This window comes from Bacteroidota bacterium (assembly GCA_018266835.1).
Lineage (GTDB): Bacteria > Bacteroidota > Ignavibacteria > Tepidaquicellales > Tepidaquicellaceae > JAFDZO01.
In genome coordinates, this window is the sequence record JAFDZP010000001.1 from 20,779 (window position 1) to 37,315 (window position 16,537).

Here is a 16,537-nt window from a genome sequence, read left to right on the forward strand (position 1 = left end):
GGTTTTCTTTTTACAGCAATTATAGAAATGAAAATTATTTAAAATTATTTTATAAGAAGCATGGTCTTTGTTATAGACTCAGTTCCGCTAGTTAATTTATAAAAATATGTACCGCTTGCAAGTCCGTAACTTCCTGCATCAAAATTTATTGAGTAACTTCCTTGTGTTTGCACTCTGTTTACCAATTCAGTAACTTCTTTCCCTGTAGAATTGTAAATTTTCAGTGATACAAAACTTGCGCTTTTAATATCGTAACTGATTTTAGTTGTTGGATTAAAAGGGTTCGGGAAGTTCTGCTTTAACTGAAATGAACTTACTAAAGAAACAGGTTCCTGTACGCCTACCATAGTATTTGCAATTAATTTACTTAAAGGACCGCCGTATGCACCCATATCATTTATCAGAGTTCCTCTTGCTGGGAATTTAGCCTGTCCGGGTGTTGAGCTTTCAGGATCGTTAAATGCTGCGCCTGGATTTCCTGCATCTATACATGGCGATGAAGCAGAAATTAAATAATTTGTTGAATCAAACTGCGGTGCTGATGTTATATTTCCTGTTCCTGTATAACCATCCTGTACACATGAATACGTAACTGCAGCAGTGCCTGAAAACCCGTCTGCAATCTGTTTTAAAGTAATCGAACTCACTGTAGCAGTGTTGCCCCAGACAATATTATTTCTTATAGTAGTTGGTACAGCATTTACTAAAATCCCGCCTCCTTGTCCTGCAACTGATGAGCCGGCTCCGGCAGATGAATTATTTACTATTGTATTGTTTTCTACTATAGAAATTGTGGTGCTGTTGCCATTTGTCCATACACCTCCGCCTCCATAAGTCGGAGTTGAAGCAACTGCCTGATAAACTCTGTTATTAAAAATCACATTATTCTTTAATTGGGAATTGCTGTAATTAAGCACAACTCCTCCGCCGTACATTCCTTCGTTATTGAAAATAATGTTGTTCAGAATTTTAGCACGTCCGTCTCCCATTCTAATTCCGCCGCCGCCTGTGCTTGCAATGCCTGATGGTCTTCTTATTACCTGATTATTTTTTATGATATTGAACTGTACCGTTGCGCGGGTGTATTGCATGAGTATTCCTCCGCCTTCGCAGTATCGGCCAGCGCCATGTTCATCCTGCCAGAAAGTCCCTTGACCGCCTGTGATAGTAAATCCCTGAAGAACAGCTAAGGAATCATTGTTTGAGGAAACAATGCGTACTACACTTGCAGAATCGGAATTGAGAGGGATGCTTCCGTTTATAATTGTATTGGATATTAATGATAAATTAAATGTCTGATAAAAAGTTGAAGTTACTACTATGTTCTTTCCTCTGAGATGGATGTTCTCAAAGTAAGTCCCGGGAGCTACTAAAACCGTATCACCGTCAACTGCAGCGTTAATGCCGGCCTGAATTGTTACGTATTGTGAAGGGACATTTTTTATTGCAGCATGTAATGAGGGTAACAATGCAATCAATAAAAGAACTGTAAATATTTTTTTCATTATTTGTTAAGTGATGATTTAATTCGCGTTAAATATATTTAAGAATCTCTCGCTTTCTAAAATTTTTCTTAGTGATAGAATAAAGTCAGGGGATTTTTCAAACGGATGAGTTCTGAATAAATCGTTACATTCATTATCAAGAACGCTTACAAGCTCCTGTACTTTTTCACCGGCCATTTTATCCATTTTAAAATAATAGCTTCGTGTGAATTTCAGATTATTAGGATTCACATAACCAATGTTAATAAGAGCTTTTGTTTTTTTACTGCATCTGCATGGATTTTCTTTATTAACCAGACCGCATTTATTGTTCATAAAATTGTGAAGGTCTCTTCTTGCGCGTGAAAGTTTCTGTCTGAAATTATCTTTTGAGATTTCCATTATTTCGCTTCCTACTGTATCGGATATTTGCATCAGTCCTCCAAGTGTATATACCAGTCGCTGCTCTCTGTCTAAACACAGAAGCATTCCGAACATGCAGGATATCTTAACTTCCTCAACAAGAATTTTAGAGTCGACAGGGTAGCTTGTGTTATCGGGAAAATCGGAGTCAGGGCAGTTATCAATATTTTTAGCATATTGTGTGAAGTTATTTGCATGCTGCATTTCACCCATGCTTTTTTTCATGTTGAGGACATGGTTGACTACAATTCTGTATGCCCAAGTCCTGAAGCTGCTTCTGCCTTCAAAGCTGCCGAGCTTTGTAATGATTTTTATAAGGACTTCCTGAGTCACATCTTTAGCCTCATCGGGATTGAATACCATCCTTAAAGCAATATTATAGATATAATCCTGATGTTTCTTTATCAGCTTTTCAAGCGAGGGTTTATCTCCCGATACAGAAAGCGCGACAAGCTCGCTATCGGAAGTATCGCCTTTGTATTTATCTGAAAGTATGTTTTGCGGTTCCATATTGTGTTAGACGGTTAAAAATTGAAAGTGTGACAACATTAGTATAAAGTAGCAGGTATAAAGTAAAAAGTAACATTATTGTTACATTCCGGTGGTCCATTGTTGTTTTTACAATATTGCTCATTTTATTTTTCGAAATTTGACGGGGTTTTGACGGATTTTGGAGAAAAATTTATCCCCATTAAATTTAATCTATTTTCAAAGTATTTAAATTTGATAAAATTATTTTTCAAAATTGATGGTTTTTTGACGGATTTTGGAGAAAAATTTATCCCCATCAAAAATAATCTATTTTCAAAGTATTTAAATTTGATAAAATTATTTTTCAAAATTGATGGGTTTTTGACGGATTTTGGAGAAAAATTTATCCCTATCAAAAATAGAACAAAATTTCCCTGTCTCCCAAACCCCCGTTTGGGAGACATCTTCCGTCCCAAACAGGGGTTTAGGACGGAGAGCAAAAGTAAGTGACAAAAATCTTTTCAAAATTGATGAATTTTTGACGGGTTTTCCTGCAAAATAAAATTCTCTCTTCAATATAAAAAAGATACATTATTGTCACATTTTTGGTATTTGAAACAAACAATCCTACTCACTTTTAAAATTAATATATTTTATTCAGATATAAAAGAAATTCCTCCCTATTAGTAGGTATAGGGAATTTTTTCCCCCCCATTACCATCCGGATTAAATTCAGTGAAAAACTTATCTGTTTATAAACTTTAATAAATTGAGTAAATTGAAAGTTATTACAAAAATTAACTTATCAGAATTAAATGAAAGAAGTATATATTGTTGACGGACTACGCACACCTATCGGAAAATACGGCGGAACATTAAAGGATACGAGACCGGATGACATGATGGCTTTATTAATGAAAGAGCTTGTAAAAAGAAATTTTGAATATAAAGGAATTCAAAAAGAAGAAATAGAAGATGCTATAATCGGAAACGCAAACGGCGCAGGCGAAGAGAACAGAAACATTGCGCGTATGTGCGTGCTGCTCGCAGGACTTCCGTTGACAGTAGGCGGAGTTACAGTGAATAGGCTTTGCGGCTCAGGCATGCAGGCATATCTTGATGCTGTAAGAGCAATAAGAAACGGCGATGGAGATTGTTATTTAGCAGGCGGAGTTGAATCAATGACCCGCGCTCCTTTTGTAATGGCAAAAGCAACTGAACCGTTCTCAAGAAAAGTTGACGTATTCGATACTACTATCGGCTGGAGATTCACAAATCCTTTGCTTGCAAAAATGCATCATCCGTTTTCTATGGGTGAAACAGCAGAGAACGTTGCAGAGAAATATAAAATCACAAGAGAGAGACAGGATGAGTTTTCATACAAATCACAGATGAAAGCTAAAGCGGCAATTGAAACAGGGAAGTTTAATAATGAAATTCTACCAGTTGAAATAAAATCAAAGAAAGATGTTGTAATATTTAATACTGATGAGTTCCCGAGATTCGATACCACAATAGAGAAGCTTGCTAAGCTGAAACCGGCATTCAGAGAAGGCGGAACTGTTACAGCAGGAAATTCCAGCGGGGTAAATGACGGAGCGAGCTTACTTTTAATATGCTCGGAAGATTTTGTAAAGAAGCATAATTTAAAGCCAAGAGCAAGATTTGTATCAGGCGCAGTTGCAGGAGTTGATCCTGCATGTATGGGTATCGGTCCCGTACCTGCAACAGTTAAAGCGCTATCGAGAGCTAACTTGAAAGTTGATGACTTAGATTTAATTGAACTGAACGAAGCATTCGCTGCGCAGTCACTTGCAGTAATAGATGAACTTATGCTTGATGAAAGCAAAATTAATGTTAACGGCGGAGCTATTGCATTAGGCCATCCGTTAGGCAGCAGCGGCTCAAGAATTTTACTGACACTTCTGAATGAAATGGAAAAGAGAAATAAAAGATACGGACTTGCCACTATGTGTATTGGAGTTGGACAGGGAATAGCTAGTATTATCGAAAGAATTTAATTCTGAATTCAGGTTGTTGGTCAGGAGACCAACAACGGCAACTTTTTCTGCTTCCCAAACCCCTGTTTGGGAAGCAAAATCACAATTCAAATAAAGGTGACACTGCCAAATCAATTATCGGTTTTAAGAATAATTCTTGCTCCACTCTTTCTGTATTTTTTTCTTTCAGATAATTTGTTGTTGAAAAAAATCTCAGTAGGTGTCTATCTTATTGCAACGATAACTGACTGGTACGACGGCTGGCATGCGCGCAAATTCGGAGTGGTAACAAAAACCGGAATTTTTCTTGACCCTCTTGCAGATAAAATTCTCACTTCCTGCGCGTTCATCGGATTTTTTCTGATAGGTATGATGCCTCTCTGGATGGTGATTATTATTGTGGTTCGCGATATAGTGATTACACTGATGCGTTCATATTCTGAAATGAACGGCAAAACTTTACCAACTTCCTACATAGCAAAAGTGAAGACATTCGTACAGATGACGTATATATTTGCAATTCTTGTTTTATTTTTCTGGAGCATATCAACAAAAGATTTAACTATTAGTGTTGATATTGGTGTGTTCCTCCTCTCTCCATACAATTATTTTTTAATGGCATTAGTCACATTCCTAACTGTATATACAGGCATCACATATTTTTTTGAAAAGAAATCTTAACCCTGTTTAAATATGAGATTTGTAAAAACTAAAGAGATTGTAAATCCCGATTTCAAAGTCGATTTTTTCAGTAAACTGATTGCAAGCTGGTTCTTCACAGGATATTTCCCAAAGGGTTCGGGCACTGTCGGCAGTCTTGCTGCATTTGTTATATTTCTTTTTCCGTCTATGAATGACCCTTACATGCTCAGTATTGCCTTCCTTATTGTTTTTATTTTGGGAACGTATGCAACAATTCCTATGATGAAACGTTATGGAAATGACCCCTCGACAGTAGTTGTTGACGAAGTGGTAGGGCAGTGGTTTACAATTATGATAGTAATGGCTGCAGGATACTGGAAGCTGAATTTTATATGCTGCGCTGTAACTTTTATAGGATTCAGAGGTTTTGATATATTGAAGCTTCAGCCTGCCAAATATTTCGATAGAAAACACACTGCTTTAGGTGTAATGCTTGATGACGTTATGGCTGCTATTTACGGCGGTGTTGCTTCAATCTTTGCAATTATTTTACTACAAAGATTATTAAATTTATAATAAATGAACTCAAAGATACTGACAGTCGGTGATGAAATTTTAATCGGGCAGATTGTAAATACCAATGCCGCATTCTTGGGTGATGTATTGTTTAATACTGGACTTCCTGTAGAAAAATCGGTAACAATCGGTGACGATGAAAAAATACTTATTGATGAACTGCAGGACTCTCTTTACAATTATGATGTAACAATTATAACAGGCGGATTAGGACCGACGCACGATGATATAACAAAGCCCGTACTTCTTAAATTTTTCAAAGATAAGCTGATACTTGATGAAAAGGTTTTAGAGCATGTAAAAAAAATATTTTCGACACGCAATGTTCCAATGCCGGAAACAAACATAGGGCAGGCAATGGTGCCCTCCAAGTCAAAAGTAATATGGAATGAAAACGGAACAGCTCCGGGAATATGGATTGAGAAGGCAAATAAAGTTTTTGTTGCTTTGCCGGGTGTTCCTTATGAAATGAAGGCGATGATAAGTGATACAGTAGTTCCGATGCTGAAAGAAAAATATTTAAAAGATTTGGGATATGTCCTGAAACAAAAAACATTACTAACAACGGGAGTAGGGGAATCTATCCTAAATGAAATGATGGGAGATGTCCCTTCGATAATCGGAGAAGATAAACTTGCGTTTCTTCCCAGCATTGAAGGAGTACGATTAAGAATAAATGTGAAGGCTGATACTGAAGAAAATGCTTCTCAGAGAATTTCAGAGATTGAAAGTAAAATCCGGGAAAAAATAGGTGAGCATATTTTCGGGGAAGGTGAAGAAATACTTGAAGAAATTATCGGCAAATTACTTACAAAAAAGAAATTTTCAATTGCAGTTGCGGAGTCGTGTACAGGCGGAATGATTTCATCCAGAATTACTGATGTAAGCGGAAGCTCTGAATATTTTAAAGGCGGGATGGTAACATATTCCAATAAGTCTAAAGTGAAATTTTTAGATGTAAAGAAAAAAACTCTGACTAAGTATGGAGCCGTAAGTGAAAAGACAGCGAAGCAAATGGCAGAGGGAGTTCGAAGGCACTTTAAAACTGATATAGGTATTTCAACAACAGGAATTGCCGGACCAACAGGCGGCAGCGATGAAAAACCGGTTGGTTTAGTTTACATTGGCTACTCAGATAAAAAAAATACTTTTGCAAAGAAATTTCTGTTTGGAAATTTCAGAGACAGAAACAAGAAAAGAGCAGCGCAAATGGCTCTGGAAATCGTAAGAAAAGAATTGTTGAAATTACAAATATGAATTGTTAATTTTATTGACCTCGAGAACTATTTTTCCCTTTAAAAATAATTATAAAATTGCTTCATTACACGATAGCAAAAATTAAACTTCTGGAAGGAGAAGAAAATGAACAAAAATTACTCTTTAGCATTTAAGAGTATGTCAATATTTACAATGCTATTCTTGATTTTTAACTTAAACACAGGAAAGGCAGCGTCAATGTTAGACGACCCTCGGTTTGACCGCATACCTCAAAGCTACCTTGAGCAGGTTGCGATGCAAAACGATTTCTTTGCCCCTGCAACGGTTACTATTGGCGATTACGACAATTTTGATATGGGAACCAGTACTGCCGAACCGCACATCTCACAAAATCCATTGAATCCTCTTTGGAATTTCTGCGCATACAATATAAATACAAGTTTCAGAACATTGGATGGCGGAATGACATGGACAGCAACTTCAGTTCCTTTTGCAAACACAGCAGGTGACCCTGTAACAGCTTATGACAGTTTAGGAAATCTTTTCTACGATAACATGAAGAGTCCAATCACCGGAACATGGACAAATAAATCTACTAACGGTGGTGTAACATGGGGTACCGGTGTATCAGCAAATGTAGGTAATGATAAGAACTGGATCTGCGCTGACCAAACTGGCGGTCCTTACGGCGGATATATTTACGGCGGAATGACACCCGGTAACTTTGTAAGAAGCACAGACCACGGTGCAACATTCTCAACAATGTTTACAGCAAGCACGCAGACTCTACCGGGAAGTATGACAGCAGTCGGACCAAACGGTAGTGTTCAGGGTGGAAGTGTTTATTACATGACACACTCAGGAGCTAATTCAGCAGGTGTTTATACATTATACAGATCAACAAACGGAGGAGCTAATTTTACGCAGATGTCCTCAAATCAATTTTCGAATTACATCGGAACAGAAATCAGCTCACGTTCCACAGTTCAGGGAATGAGAACAAGACCATATCCAATGATTGCATGTGATAACAGCTACGGACCATACAGAGGTCGCGTATATTTAGTTTATGCATCAAACAATCCTGCAGGAAATGGAAACAAATCAGATATATTCTTAAGATATTCAACGGATTTTGGCGCAACTTGGTCAGCCCCAGCTGTAGTAAATGATGACCTGAATTCACAAAATAATTTTCAGTTCTTCCCTGCAATATGGTGTGAAAAAAATACAGGAAAGCTTTATTTAAAATGGTATGATACAAGATTATGTCCGACATCTGACAGTATGGATGTTTATGCAACTTATACCACAAATGGAGGAGCATCGTTTGCTCCAAACCAAAGAGTTACAAACAAAACATTTAAGATTAAATTAGCTTCATCAGGTTCAGCACCTGCTTATCAGGGTGATTATGATGCTATCTGCGGAAATCCTATTTCTGCAATGGCTTGTTGGACAGATTTCAGAAACAGCAATTACGGTTCATACACAGGTTACTTCCCTGATTTTGCCATGAGGGTAAGTAGCACAAGCCTTAATATAAATGGAAACGGCAATACAACGATCTATACTTCTGTTCCGGGTGTAAAACTTTATACAAATTCAGTTAAGTTATCTGCAACTGTTTCTCCAACTCCTTCGGCTGGCTCCGTTTATGTTCAATTTATAGGAAGAGATTCATTGACTGTATATCCGGATTCAATCCAAACCAGAATCGGAGCAACATCAGGTACAACAACAGGCACATATACAGTAACTATTCTTGCTCAGGGACCTAACGGAACACCTAGACACCAAAGAACAATTACAGTTAATGTTGGACCTACAGGAATTATCGGAAATGAAGTTCCTGCAAAGTTTGAACTTTCACAAAATTATCCTAATCCATTCAACCCCACAACGAAAATTCAATACTCAGTTGCAAAGCAAACTGATGTAAGAATTATTGTATTCGATGCAGTTGGAAAGCAAGTTTCGGAAATGGTTAAGAGTGATGTTCCTGCGGGAAGTTATTCTGTAGATTTCAACGGAACAAGATTAGGCTCCGGAGTTTACTTCTATAGATTAATTACAAATGAATTTACAGATACAAAGAAAATGATGCTTGTTAAGTAATATTATTTTCTTTTAGTTTTTTAAGAATGGCTCATAGCTGAAAAGTTGTGAGCCATTTTTATTTTAAAACGGTTTTAAAATTATAAAGAAGTATTCCTGCCGAAACGGAGAGATTGAGTGATTCACAATCGGAGTAATCATCAATTTTTATCAATTCAAATTCCTGATTCTTAATTTCTTGAGAAATACCATTCGCTTCATTGCCGAAAACAATAGCATATTTTTTATTTTTATTGATAGGAAATTGTGAGAGATTTTTCTTTGCCCCGAGATCAGTAAGAAGAACCTCATATTGCTCACTTAAATTAAGGAGTTCTAAATTTAAGTCACAGTCAGGCAGTATATCAACATGAAACATTGCTCCCTGTGAAGCGCGGAGTACTTTGGAGTTATACAAATCAACACTGTTTTTAGAGATAAGAATTTTATCAACATTGAACCAGTAACAAGTCCTTATTATTGTTCCGAGATTTCCCGGGTCGTTAATGTTATCGAGCGCAACAATCAGTTTTGCAGATTCAGATAAAACTAATTTTTCAGGATGTTCAGGTTTCCTCACGACTGCAATAATTCCTTGGGGATTAACGGTATCCGCTAATCTGTTAAAATTCTTTTCAGATGCGTAAAGAATTTCGATATCTTTTGTAGGTACGAGGGATAAGTCAAAATCATCTCTGGCAATAATGCAGTCGATATAATCTTTGTAATATAAATCAGATGAAAGACATTCCTTAATTAAGTGAATTCCTTCAATAAGAAATTTCCCTTCTTCGTCACGTGTCCGCTTGTTTTTTAAATCAGCAAAGTACTTTATCTCTTTATTTGTTAACATGTGAAGAATTAATGTTCTCTGGATAAAAATTTCTTGAATTTCTTTAACGCAAGTGCTCTGTGTGATATATCATTTTTCTTTTCATCTCCCATTTCAGCATAAGTCTTTGCAAATCCTTTTGGAATGAAGAGTGGATCATAGCCGAAGCCGTTATCTCCTTTTGCCTGCTTTATTATTTTACCTTCAACAATTCCTTTAAAAAAATAATGCTCAGTTTCATTTATATAAAGACATTGAACTGATTCAAATTTAGCAGTGCGGTTTATACCGTCGACATCTTTCAAATTAAGTAAAAGTTTATCACAATTATCTTTGTAAGTTGCATTTTCTCCTGCGTATCTTGCAGAGTAAACTCCGGGTTGACCATTCAATGCATCAACAAATAATCCTGTATCATCGGCAAGAGTAGCAACATTGAATTTTTCAAAAATAGTTTTTGCCTTAAGCAAAGAGTTTTCTTCAAGAGTTGAGCCTGTTTCTTCAACCTCGGGGAAGTTTGGAAAATCTTTCAAGGATAGAATTTCTATTTGTAATGGTGCAAGTATATCAGAAATTTCTTTTATCTTGTGAAGATTATTTGATGCTATTAAAAGCCTGGTAAGTTTCATCTGTAAATTTATTAAACCTTTTTGATATTATTAAGTCTTATAAGAAGACAGTAAAAGATATGAAAAGAAAAAACGAATATGTTAAAATCAATTTTATTTGCGCTTGTATTCTGCTTGGCCGCGGCATTTTTTACTGCGTCAAAAGCAGATGCATGGCCAAAACACAGACATCATCACATTAAAAGAGTTTACCTAAGAACTTATGTAGCTCCGGCAACAGTATGGGTTCCGGGTCACTGGGCTTATAATAAATTTGGTATTGCCGTATGGAGAAAAGGTCACTGGAAAAGAGTTTACAGATAAATGGAACTAAACATAAAAGAACAAGTTTAAAACATAACTATAAAAAATCTAAATAACATATCGAGATTTCCTACTATAAACCCACTAAGCTCTATTCAGCAATGAACAGGGCTTTCCTCTTTGGTAAAAATTAATTAAAAAAATTGATTAAGCTGTAATATCTTCTTTGTATTGCAACTGATAAAGTTTGTGATACAAACCTTTCTTATCAAGCAACTCCTGATGTGAACCCATTTCTTTTATTTCACCCTTATGCATTACAATAATCTTATCACAGTTCTGAATTGTCGAAAGTCTGTGGGCAATAACTATTGAAGTCCTGCCTTCGATGAGTTTCTTTATTGCTTCCTGAATAAGAATTTCTGTAGTAGTATCTATATTAGATGTCGCCTCGTCGAGAATTAAAATCTTCGGATCGTATGCCAGCGCTCTTGCAAATGAAATAAGCTGTCTCTGACCTGTTGAGAAAGTTGAACCTCGCTCATTCACTTTGTGATACATTCCGTCCGGCAGCGAATTAATAAAGTATCTTAATCCTGTTTGGTCAATAGCGTTGTTAATTGCTTCATCGGTAATATCTTTGTTTCCGAGAGTAATATTTTTTCTTATATCACCCGAAAATAAAAATACATCCTGCAATACTACTGAGATGTTTCTTCTTAAATCTCTTTGCTTTAAATTGTTAATGTTAATTCCGTCTATAGTTATCTCACCTTTATTAATCTGATAGAACTTTGAAATCAAATTTATGATTGTCGTCTTGCCTGAACCCGTTGCCCCAACAAATGCAACTTTCTCACCTTCCTTAATATTGAATGAAATATCTTTCAGTACATAATCTTCATTGTTATATGCAAACCATACATTTTTAAATTCAATATTTCCTTTCAGCTTTTCAATATGAACTGAATCCTTACCGTCAACAATTGCAGGCTTCTCATCAAGTAAAGTAAAGATGCGCTCGCTGGATGCCATAGCAGTCTGAAGAATATTATACTTTTCGGATAAGTCTCTTATAGGACGGAAGAACATTTCAGAATACTGAATAAATGTTATAAGAACACCAAGCGAAACTGCTCCTTGTAAAACTTCTCCGCCGCCGTACCAGATTATTAATCCCGATGATACTGCAAGAAATAATTCAACAATAGGGAAGAAGATAGCATAGTAAAAAATGCTTCTCTTGTTTTCTCTTGTATGTTCCTGATTTATTTCTTCAAACTCATCTACTGTTCTTTTCTCTTTTGCAAAAACGTGTACGATTGAAATTCCGGTTATATGTTCCTGTAAATATGAATTCAGTTTAGAAATTAAAATTCTTATTCTTGAATAAGATACACGGATTTTCCTTCTGAAAATAAATGTGGCGTAAATTAATATAGGAAGAATTGAAAGCGTAACTAATGCCAGTCTCCAGTCAAGCGTAAACATAAAATATAAAATCCAGAACAGAGTAAATATATCTCCGAAAGCTGTTACAAGTCCCGATGAAAAAACATCAAACAAAACTTCCACATCAGATGTAACTCTTGTAATTAATCTTCCTACGGGATTGTTGTCGTAAAATTTCAAATGAAGGTTCTGAAGATGCTCAAATATTTTCATCCGTAAATCCATGATGATATTCTGACCAATCCAGCTGGTAAGGTAAGTCATTCCGTATTGAATTATGCCCTGCACGATTAATGTCCCGAATAGAATAAGCATGATAGTTTGCAATCCGGGTAAATCCTTGTGAGCAATCTTATCATCTATAGCAATAGGAGTCAGTCTCGGTCTAACTGCAGCAAGCGCAGAGACTGTAATAGTAAGAACAACAGCCAGCACAATGTAACGTGTGTACGGCTTGAAGTACGCAATGAGGCGTTTCAGTAAATATGAATCGAGTCCTTTGTGGAGCTGTTCTTCGTTTTTAGTTTTAGTTTCTGCCAATTGAAAATTTAAGATTCTTGTATTTCTTCTTCGAGTAATTGTTTCTGATATATATCATAATAAATTCCGCCGAGACTTATTAATTCGTTATGTGTGCCTTGTTCTCTTATCACAGAATCTGACAGCACAATTATATTGTTAGCATTTTTTATAGATGAAATTCTGTGTGATATGATAATGCTTGTCCTGTTCTTCATCACTTTTTTCAATTCATTCAGTATCTCTTCTTCAGTATGAGTATCAACTGCTGATAGGGAATCATCAAGTATTAAAATTTTTGGATTTTTGTATATTGCTCTTGCAATGGAAGTCCTTTGTTTCTGCCCGCCCGAAAGCGTTATTCCGCGTTCACCAACAACGGTTTGAAATTTTTCAGGGAACTCGGATACATCTTTATAGAGAGAAGCAGACTTGGCTGATTCAATCATTCTGTCATAATCAACTTTATCGTATGAATAAGAAATATTTTTTTCTATGGAAGTTGAAAATAAAAATGATTCCTGCGGAACTACTCCGATAGCTTCTCTTAATGTTCTCAGAGGAATTTGTTTAATACTTTTACCGTCAATTAAAATCTCGCCTTCGCTTATATCATAAATTCTTGATAAAAGACTTATCAGTGTTGTCTTTCCGCTTCCCGTATGGCCTATAATTCCGAGTGTTGTACCTTTATTAACTTTTAAATTAATATTTTTTAATGCGTATGCATGACCTGAATCATATTTGAAAGAAACGTTCTTTAATTCTATTTCACCGTCAATATTTTCCAATGTAATTGTATTATCCGTTTCCGCTGAGTCAGCTATCTCGGGCTTTATTTTCATTATTTGTATAAGTCTCTGCATAGATGGTGCAGCGCGCTGTGATAAATTGATAATCCAACCGAATGCAATCATAGGGAAAGTTAATAATCCAAGATAAATCAGGAATGATGATAGATTTCCCAGAGTCATTCTGTCGTTTATAATTTCAATTCCGCCGAAATATATAACAAGGACTAATGAGACACTTGTAAGAAGGAACATCATTGGAAAAGAAAATGACTGTACCTTTGCCAGTGACAAATTTTTTCTGAAATAATCCCTTGAGCTGTTGTAAAACTCTTCAATTTCATTTTTTTCTCTTACATACGATTTTACTACTCTGATCCCCGATAAATTTTCCTGCGCCTTAGATGTTAAATCTGAAAAAGATTCTTTTACTTTCAGCGAGCGGCTGTGAGTCATTCGCCCGACTTTATAAACTATATAGCTTATTAACGGAAGCGGACTTAAAGAAACAAGTGCGAGAAATGGATTTATATAGAATAAAATGGATACTGTTAAAATTGTTCTGTACACTACCTGTATAGTGTACATTATTCCCGGACCGACGAATTCACGCAAGGCATTAATATCGTTTGTGGCAAGCGCCATTATGTTACCGGTAGAATTTTTATTAAAGAAATCTCTTGGCATATAAACAATGTGCTCGAAGAAATCGAATCTTAAATCATTTTCAATGTCCCGGGATACAACTATTATATGCTGTCTTACTAAATAAAGGAATATCCCTGCAATCAGTGAAGAAAGGACTGCCATTGCAGAATAAAAAATGATGGTAGAAGGTGTTGCTCCTGATTTTAAGGCATCAATTCCGTTACCCACTATAAGCGGGAAAAGTGAGCTGAAAGAAATTGAAAGGAATATAAAAATACATCCCATTATTAATTTCTTTCTGTAATTTTTTATGTAGGGGAGTAAGCTATAGAGTGCTTTCATATGGACAATTACAAATTACAACAAAAAAAATATTGAAATAAGTCCAAAAGAAGGTTAAGAAAGGTTATTTCTTTTTCTTAAGAACCATTCAAGGCAAAGCGTGAAAATTACAAGTGAAAGAAAATATGGATTAAATTTTAAACTGAAATCTTTACGTGACTTGGTGCTTAAGTTTTGTGAAGAGCTTAATGAATCTAAGTAACTCTGTATCTGATTTTTAGAATAATCTGAAAAATTTCTTCCGTTAGTTGCGGCTGATATTTCAGAAAGAATTGTCCTGTCTGCATTTGTTTTCTTGAACTCAAGATTATTCTCATCTGAAAGTAATCTTGCTGATGATGTTTCAATAGAATTTCCATTGGAGAATAATTCCGCTGAGATTTTAAAATCACCTTTGAAGTCAGGAGTAAACTTACCTTCAAAATAGTCGGAAGAAATTTTTGAAAGTTCTAACTCTTTACTGAAATCTTTAGAATTGATTTTAACTTTTACTGAAGGAACGGAAATATCTTCATAATTTTTTAATCGGGCTATCAAAGTAACTTCATCTCCCGGGCCAACTATATTTTTTGAAAGCTCAAAGTCCATTATTTTCTTTTTATCTTTTGATGATATAGAAATTATGGAAGAGGATAATAGCTTACTGAAAACAAGGGAGAAATCATTTTGCTTGTTAAGCCTCAGTTTGTAAAAACCATGAAACAAAAATGCCGCTGAACCCTTTTCATCGCTGTTTGCAATTACTACTACGGGCTGTGAGTTTTTCGAATTAGTTAAAATCGTTTCAGCCCCCGGTTTTACACTGTATGAATTTGAATTCACAAAAATCGCCGGTGATGAGTTTATTGAATTTAAATCCGTATTTTTTAGAAATTCTGAGTTTGAATTTGAAATTAATTTTAGCTGCGATTCAACTTCATTGTTCGATGAACTTATTACAGTCATCGGTAAATTATCTTTAAAAATGCTTAGCTTTGAGTAATCAACATTGCGGCTCTCAATATATATTAACGGAGTTTTATATTTATCAATTGATGACTTAAGTTCGTTCACAACAGATGCATTAGTTTGTACTACAGGAAATCCTGCAAATATAATTGCATCGTAGTCTTTGTAATTGTTGACTGCCGGTTCGTAAAACTCGGCAGGGGACTTTTGAGTCTGATAAGTTACCTGAAAATTATTTATTGATGAGAGCTGCTCTTTCAGAAAAGCAAAATCAGATGACGGTCCGCCGCTGTACACAAGGACTTTGAATTTATTATTGAGATAGTTTATGAAGAAATAATCGGTATTGTTCTTTAAAGTGATTTCATCTTTTAACGGTTCAATTTCAATTTTATATTTTTTAATTCCTTCAGTGCCTGATGAAATCAAAAAATCTGCTTCGTATAAATTGTTTTTATCGTTTGTCTGAATTGTTTTGGAATCTATCTGTGTTTCCTCCTCAAATAAATTTACTTTTATTCCTTCATTAATCTTGTAAGAATTCAATTCAACTCTCACAGAAACTTTACTATCTATAAAAGCAGTATTGTTTACATAAATGTTCTTTACAAGAACATCTCTTTTTTGAGTAGTATCTCCAATTAAAATATATGAAAAAGGTATATTAAATGACTTTGCAAGCTCAGTTGGATTCCCGCCTTCGTTTATATTGCCATCAGATAGAATGGTTACGGAATTCATATCCTGAAAACTGCTTAGGGAACTGATTGATTTCAGCAGATTGGTAGAATTAATATGATTACTTATCTTTTGAATAGAGTCAAAGTCATTTTTTCTTATTTCCTTAATCACTCCGTCTGAAAAAGCAAAGAATGAGTTATCAGAAGGAATTTTATCATTTAAAATACTCTGTTCACCATTAAATCTGTTTTCTATCTCTAAACTTTTGGATGCGTCGATTAAAAAAATATTTTTGTGTAACTGCGCATCAGATGAAATAAAAGATAATACCGGTGTTAAAAACAAAAGAAGTATAAATAGGGTTGAAAAAAATCTAATTGCAGGAAATACATATTTCTTTGGTGACTCAAGTGTGGATTTTCTGTAATAAACATAAGCTACCGCAGCAGCAATAGCTGCTATCAGAATAAAAAAAAGTATGTTACCTGATTTTAAAAAGATATCCATTCGGTCATGTTAGAATGAAATAAGAAAGAATGGC

13 protein-coding genes are annotated in these 16,537 nt (G+C 35.3%); 6 read left to right on the plus strand and 7 right to left on the minus strand.

The features are described 5' to 3' along the window. Positions 1 to 44 precede the first annotated feature (44 nt). Positions 45 to 1,505 (minus strand): T9SS type A sorting domain-containing protein, encoded by a 1,461-nt coding sequence (locus JST55_00095; protein MBS1491872.1) that lies wholly within the window; start codon positions 1,503 to 1,505, stop codon positions 45 to 47. Between the two features lie 18 nt (positions 1,506 to 1,523). After that, entirely contained in the window at positions 1,524 to 2,417 is an 894-nt protein-coding gene (locus JST55_00100) for an RNA polymerase sigma factor (protein MBS1491873.1), read from the minus strand. 776 nt (positions 2,418 to 3,193) lie between these two features. On the opposite strand from JST55_00100, the gene JST55_00105 reads away from it, so the two are divergent. The 5 genes from JST55_00105 to JST55_00125 all read left to right on the plus strand — a co-directional run bounded on the left by JST55_00105 (position 3,194) and on the right by JST55_00125 (position 8,932). Beyond that, positions 3,194 to 4,399, plus strand: a complete 1,206-nt coding sequence (locus JST55_00105) for an acetyl-CoA C-acyltransferase (protein ID MBS1491874.1) — start codon at positions 3,194 to 3,196, stop codon at positions 4,397 to 4,399. Positions 4,400 to 4,495: 96 nt separating this feature from the next. Continuing rightward, positions 4,496 to 5,059 (plus strand): CDP-diacylglycerol--glycerol-3-phosphate 3-phosphatidyltransferase, encoded by a 564-nt coding sequence (pgsA, locus tag JST55_00110; GenBank protein MBS1491875.1) that lies wholly within the window; start codon positions 4,496 to 4,498, stop codon positions 5,057 to 5,059. A 12-nt stretch (positions 5,060 to 5,071) separates the two neighbouring features. After that, the gene (locus JST55_00115; protein ID MBS1491876.1) at positions 5,072 to 5,596 is read left to right on the plus strand and encodes a phosphatidylglycerophosphatase A; all 525 of its coding nucleotides are present in this window, start codon (positions 5,072 to 5,074) and stop codon (positions 5,594 to 5,596) included. A 3-nt stretch (positions 5,597 to 5,599) separates the two neighbouring features. Next, a complete protein-coding gene (locus JST55_00120) occupies positions 5,600 to 6,853 on the plus strand; it encodes a competence/damage-inducible protein A (protein MBS1491877.1) in 1,254 nt (417 codons plus the stop codon). A 105-nt stretch (positions 6,854 to 6,958) separates the two neighbouring features. Then, complete coding sequence (locus JST55_00125) at positions 6,959 to 8,932, plus strand: T9SS type A sorting domain-containing protein (GenBank protein ID MBS1491878.1); 1,974 nt, start codon at positions 6,959 to 6,961, stop codon at positions 8,930 to 8,932. 58 nt (positions 8,933 to 8,990) lie between these two features. On the opposite strand, the gene JST55_00130 is transcribed toward JST55_00125, so the two are convergent. Both JST55_00130 and rdgB read right to left on the minus strand, forming a co-directional pair. After that, positions 8,991 to 9,764, minus strand: a complete 774-nt coding sequence (locus JST55_00130) for an RNA methyltransferase (protein ID MBS1491879.1) — start codon at positions 9,762 to 9,764, stop codon at positions 8,991 to 8,993. Between the two features lie 8 nt (positions 9,765 to 9,772). Then, positions 9,773 to 10,372 carry an RdgB/HAM1 family non-canonical purine NTP pyrophosphatase gene (gene rdgB, locus JST55_00135; GenBank protein MBS1491880.1) on the minus strand — a complete coding sequence of 200 codons (600 nt, stop codon included), beginning with the start codon at positions 10,370 to 10,372 and terminating at the stop codon, positions 9,773 to 9,775. A gap of 78 nt (positions 10,373 to 10,450) precedes the next feature. Between rdgB and JST55_00140 the strand changes: the two genes are divergently transcribed. Next, positions 10,451 to 10,675, plus strand: coding sequence for a hypothetical protein (locus JST55_00140; protein ID MBS1491881.1), 225 nt, complete (start codon positions 10,451 to 10,453; stop codon positions 10,673 to 10,675). Between the two features lie 147 nt (positions 10,676 to 10,822). Here JST55_00140 and JST55_00145 read toward each other — a convergent pair whose 3' ends face one another. The 3 genes from JST55_00145 to JST55_00155 are packed head-to-tail and all read right to left on the minus strand — an operon-like array spanning position 10,823 to position 16,503. Then, positions 10,823 to 12,607, minus strand: a complete 1,785-nt coding sequence (locus JST55_00145) for an ABC transporter ATP-binding protein (GenBank protein MBS1491882.1) — start codon at positions 12,605 to 12,607, stop codon at positions 10,823 to 10,825. Positions 12,608 to 12,615: 8 nt separating this feature from the next. After that, complete coding sequence (locus tag JST55_00150) at positions 12,616 to 14,367, minus strand: ABC transporter ATP-binding protein (protein MBS1491883.1); 1,752 nt, start codon at positions 14,365 to 14,367, stop codon at positions 12,616 to 12,618. Positions 14,368 to 14,421: 54 nt separating this feature from the next. Beyond that, positions 14,422 to 16,503: a hypothetical protein gene (locus JST55_00155; protein ID MBS1491884.1), complete on the minus strand. Its 2,082-nt coding sequence runs from the start codon at positions 16,501 to 16,503 to the stop codon at positions 14,422 to 14,424. Between the last annotated feature and the right edge of the window lie 34 nt (positions 16,504 to 16,537).

Excerpts from the sequence above, each read along its gene's own strand:
- JST55_00155 (MBS1491884.1), bottom strand. The coding sequence starts at position 16,503 with ATGGATATCTTTTTAAAATCAGGTAACATACTTTTTTTTATTCTGATA.
- JST55_00115 (MBS1491876.1), top strand. The coding sequence starts at position 5,072 with ATGAGATTTGTAAAAACTAAAGAGATTGTAAATCCCGATTTCAAAGTC.
- JST55_00100 (MBS1491873.1), bottom strand. The coding sequence starts at position 2,417 with ATGGAACCGCAAAACATACTTTCAGATAAATACAAAGGCGATACTTCC.
- JST55_00125 (MBS1491878.1), top strand. The coding sequence starts at position 6,959 with ATGAACAAAAATTACTCTTTAGCATTTAAGAGTATGTCAATATTTACA.
- JST55_00150 (MBS1491883.1), bottom strand. The coding sequence starts at position 14,367 with ATGAAAGCACTCTATAGCTTACTCCCCTACATAAAAAATTACAGAAAG.
- rdgB (MBS1491880.1), bottom strand. The coding sequence starts at position 10,372 with ATGAAACTTACCAGGCTTTTAATAGCATCAAATAATCTTCACAAGATA.
- JST55_00130 (MBS1491879.1), bottom strand. The coding sequence starts at position 9,764 with ATGTTAACAAATAAAGAGATAAAGTACTTTGCTGATTTAAAAAACAAG.
- JST55_00105 (MBS1491874.1), top strand. The coding sequence starts at position 3,194 with ATGAAAGAAGTATATATTGTTGACGGACTACGCACACCTATCGGAAAA.
- JST55_00120 (MBS1491877.1), top strand. The coding sequence starts at position 5,600 with ATGAACTCAAAGATACTGACAGTCGGTGATGAAATTTTAATCGGGCAG.
- JST55_00095 (MBS1491872.1), bottom strand. The coding sequence starts at position 1,505 with ATGAAAAAAATATTTACAGTTCTTTTATTGATTGCATTGTTACCCTCA.
- JST55_00140 (MBS1491881.1), top strand. The coding sequence starts at position 10,451 with ATGTTAAAATCAATTTTATTTGCGCTTGTATTCTGCTTGGCCGCGGCA.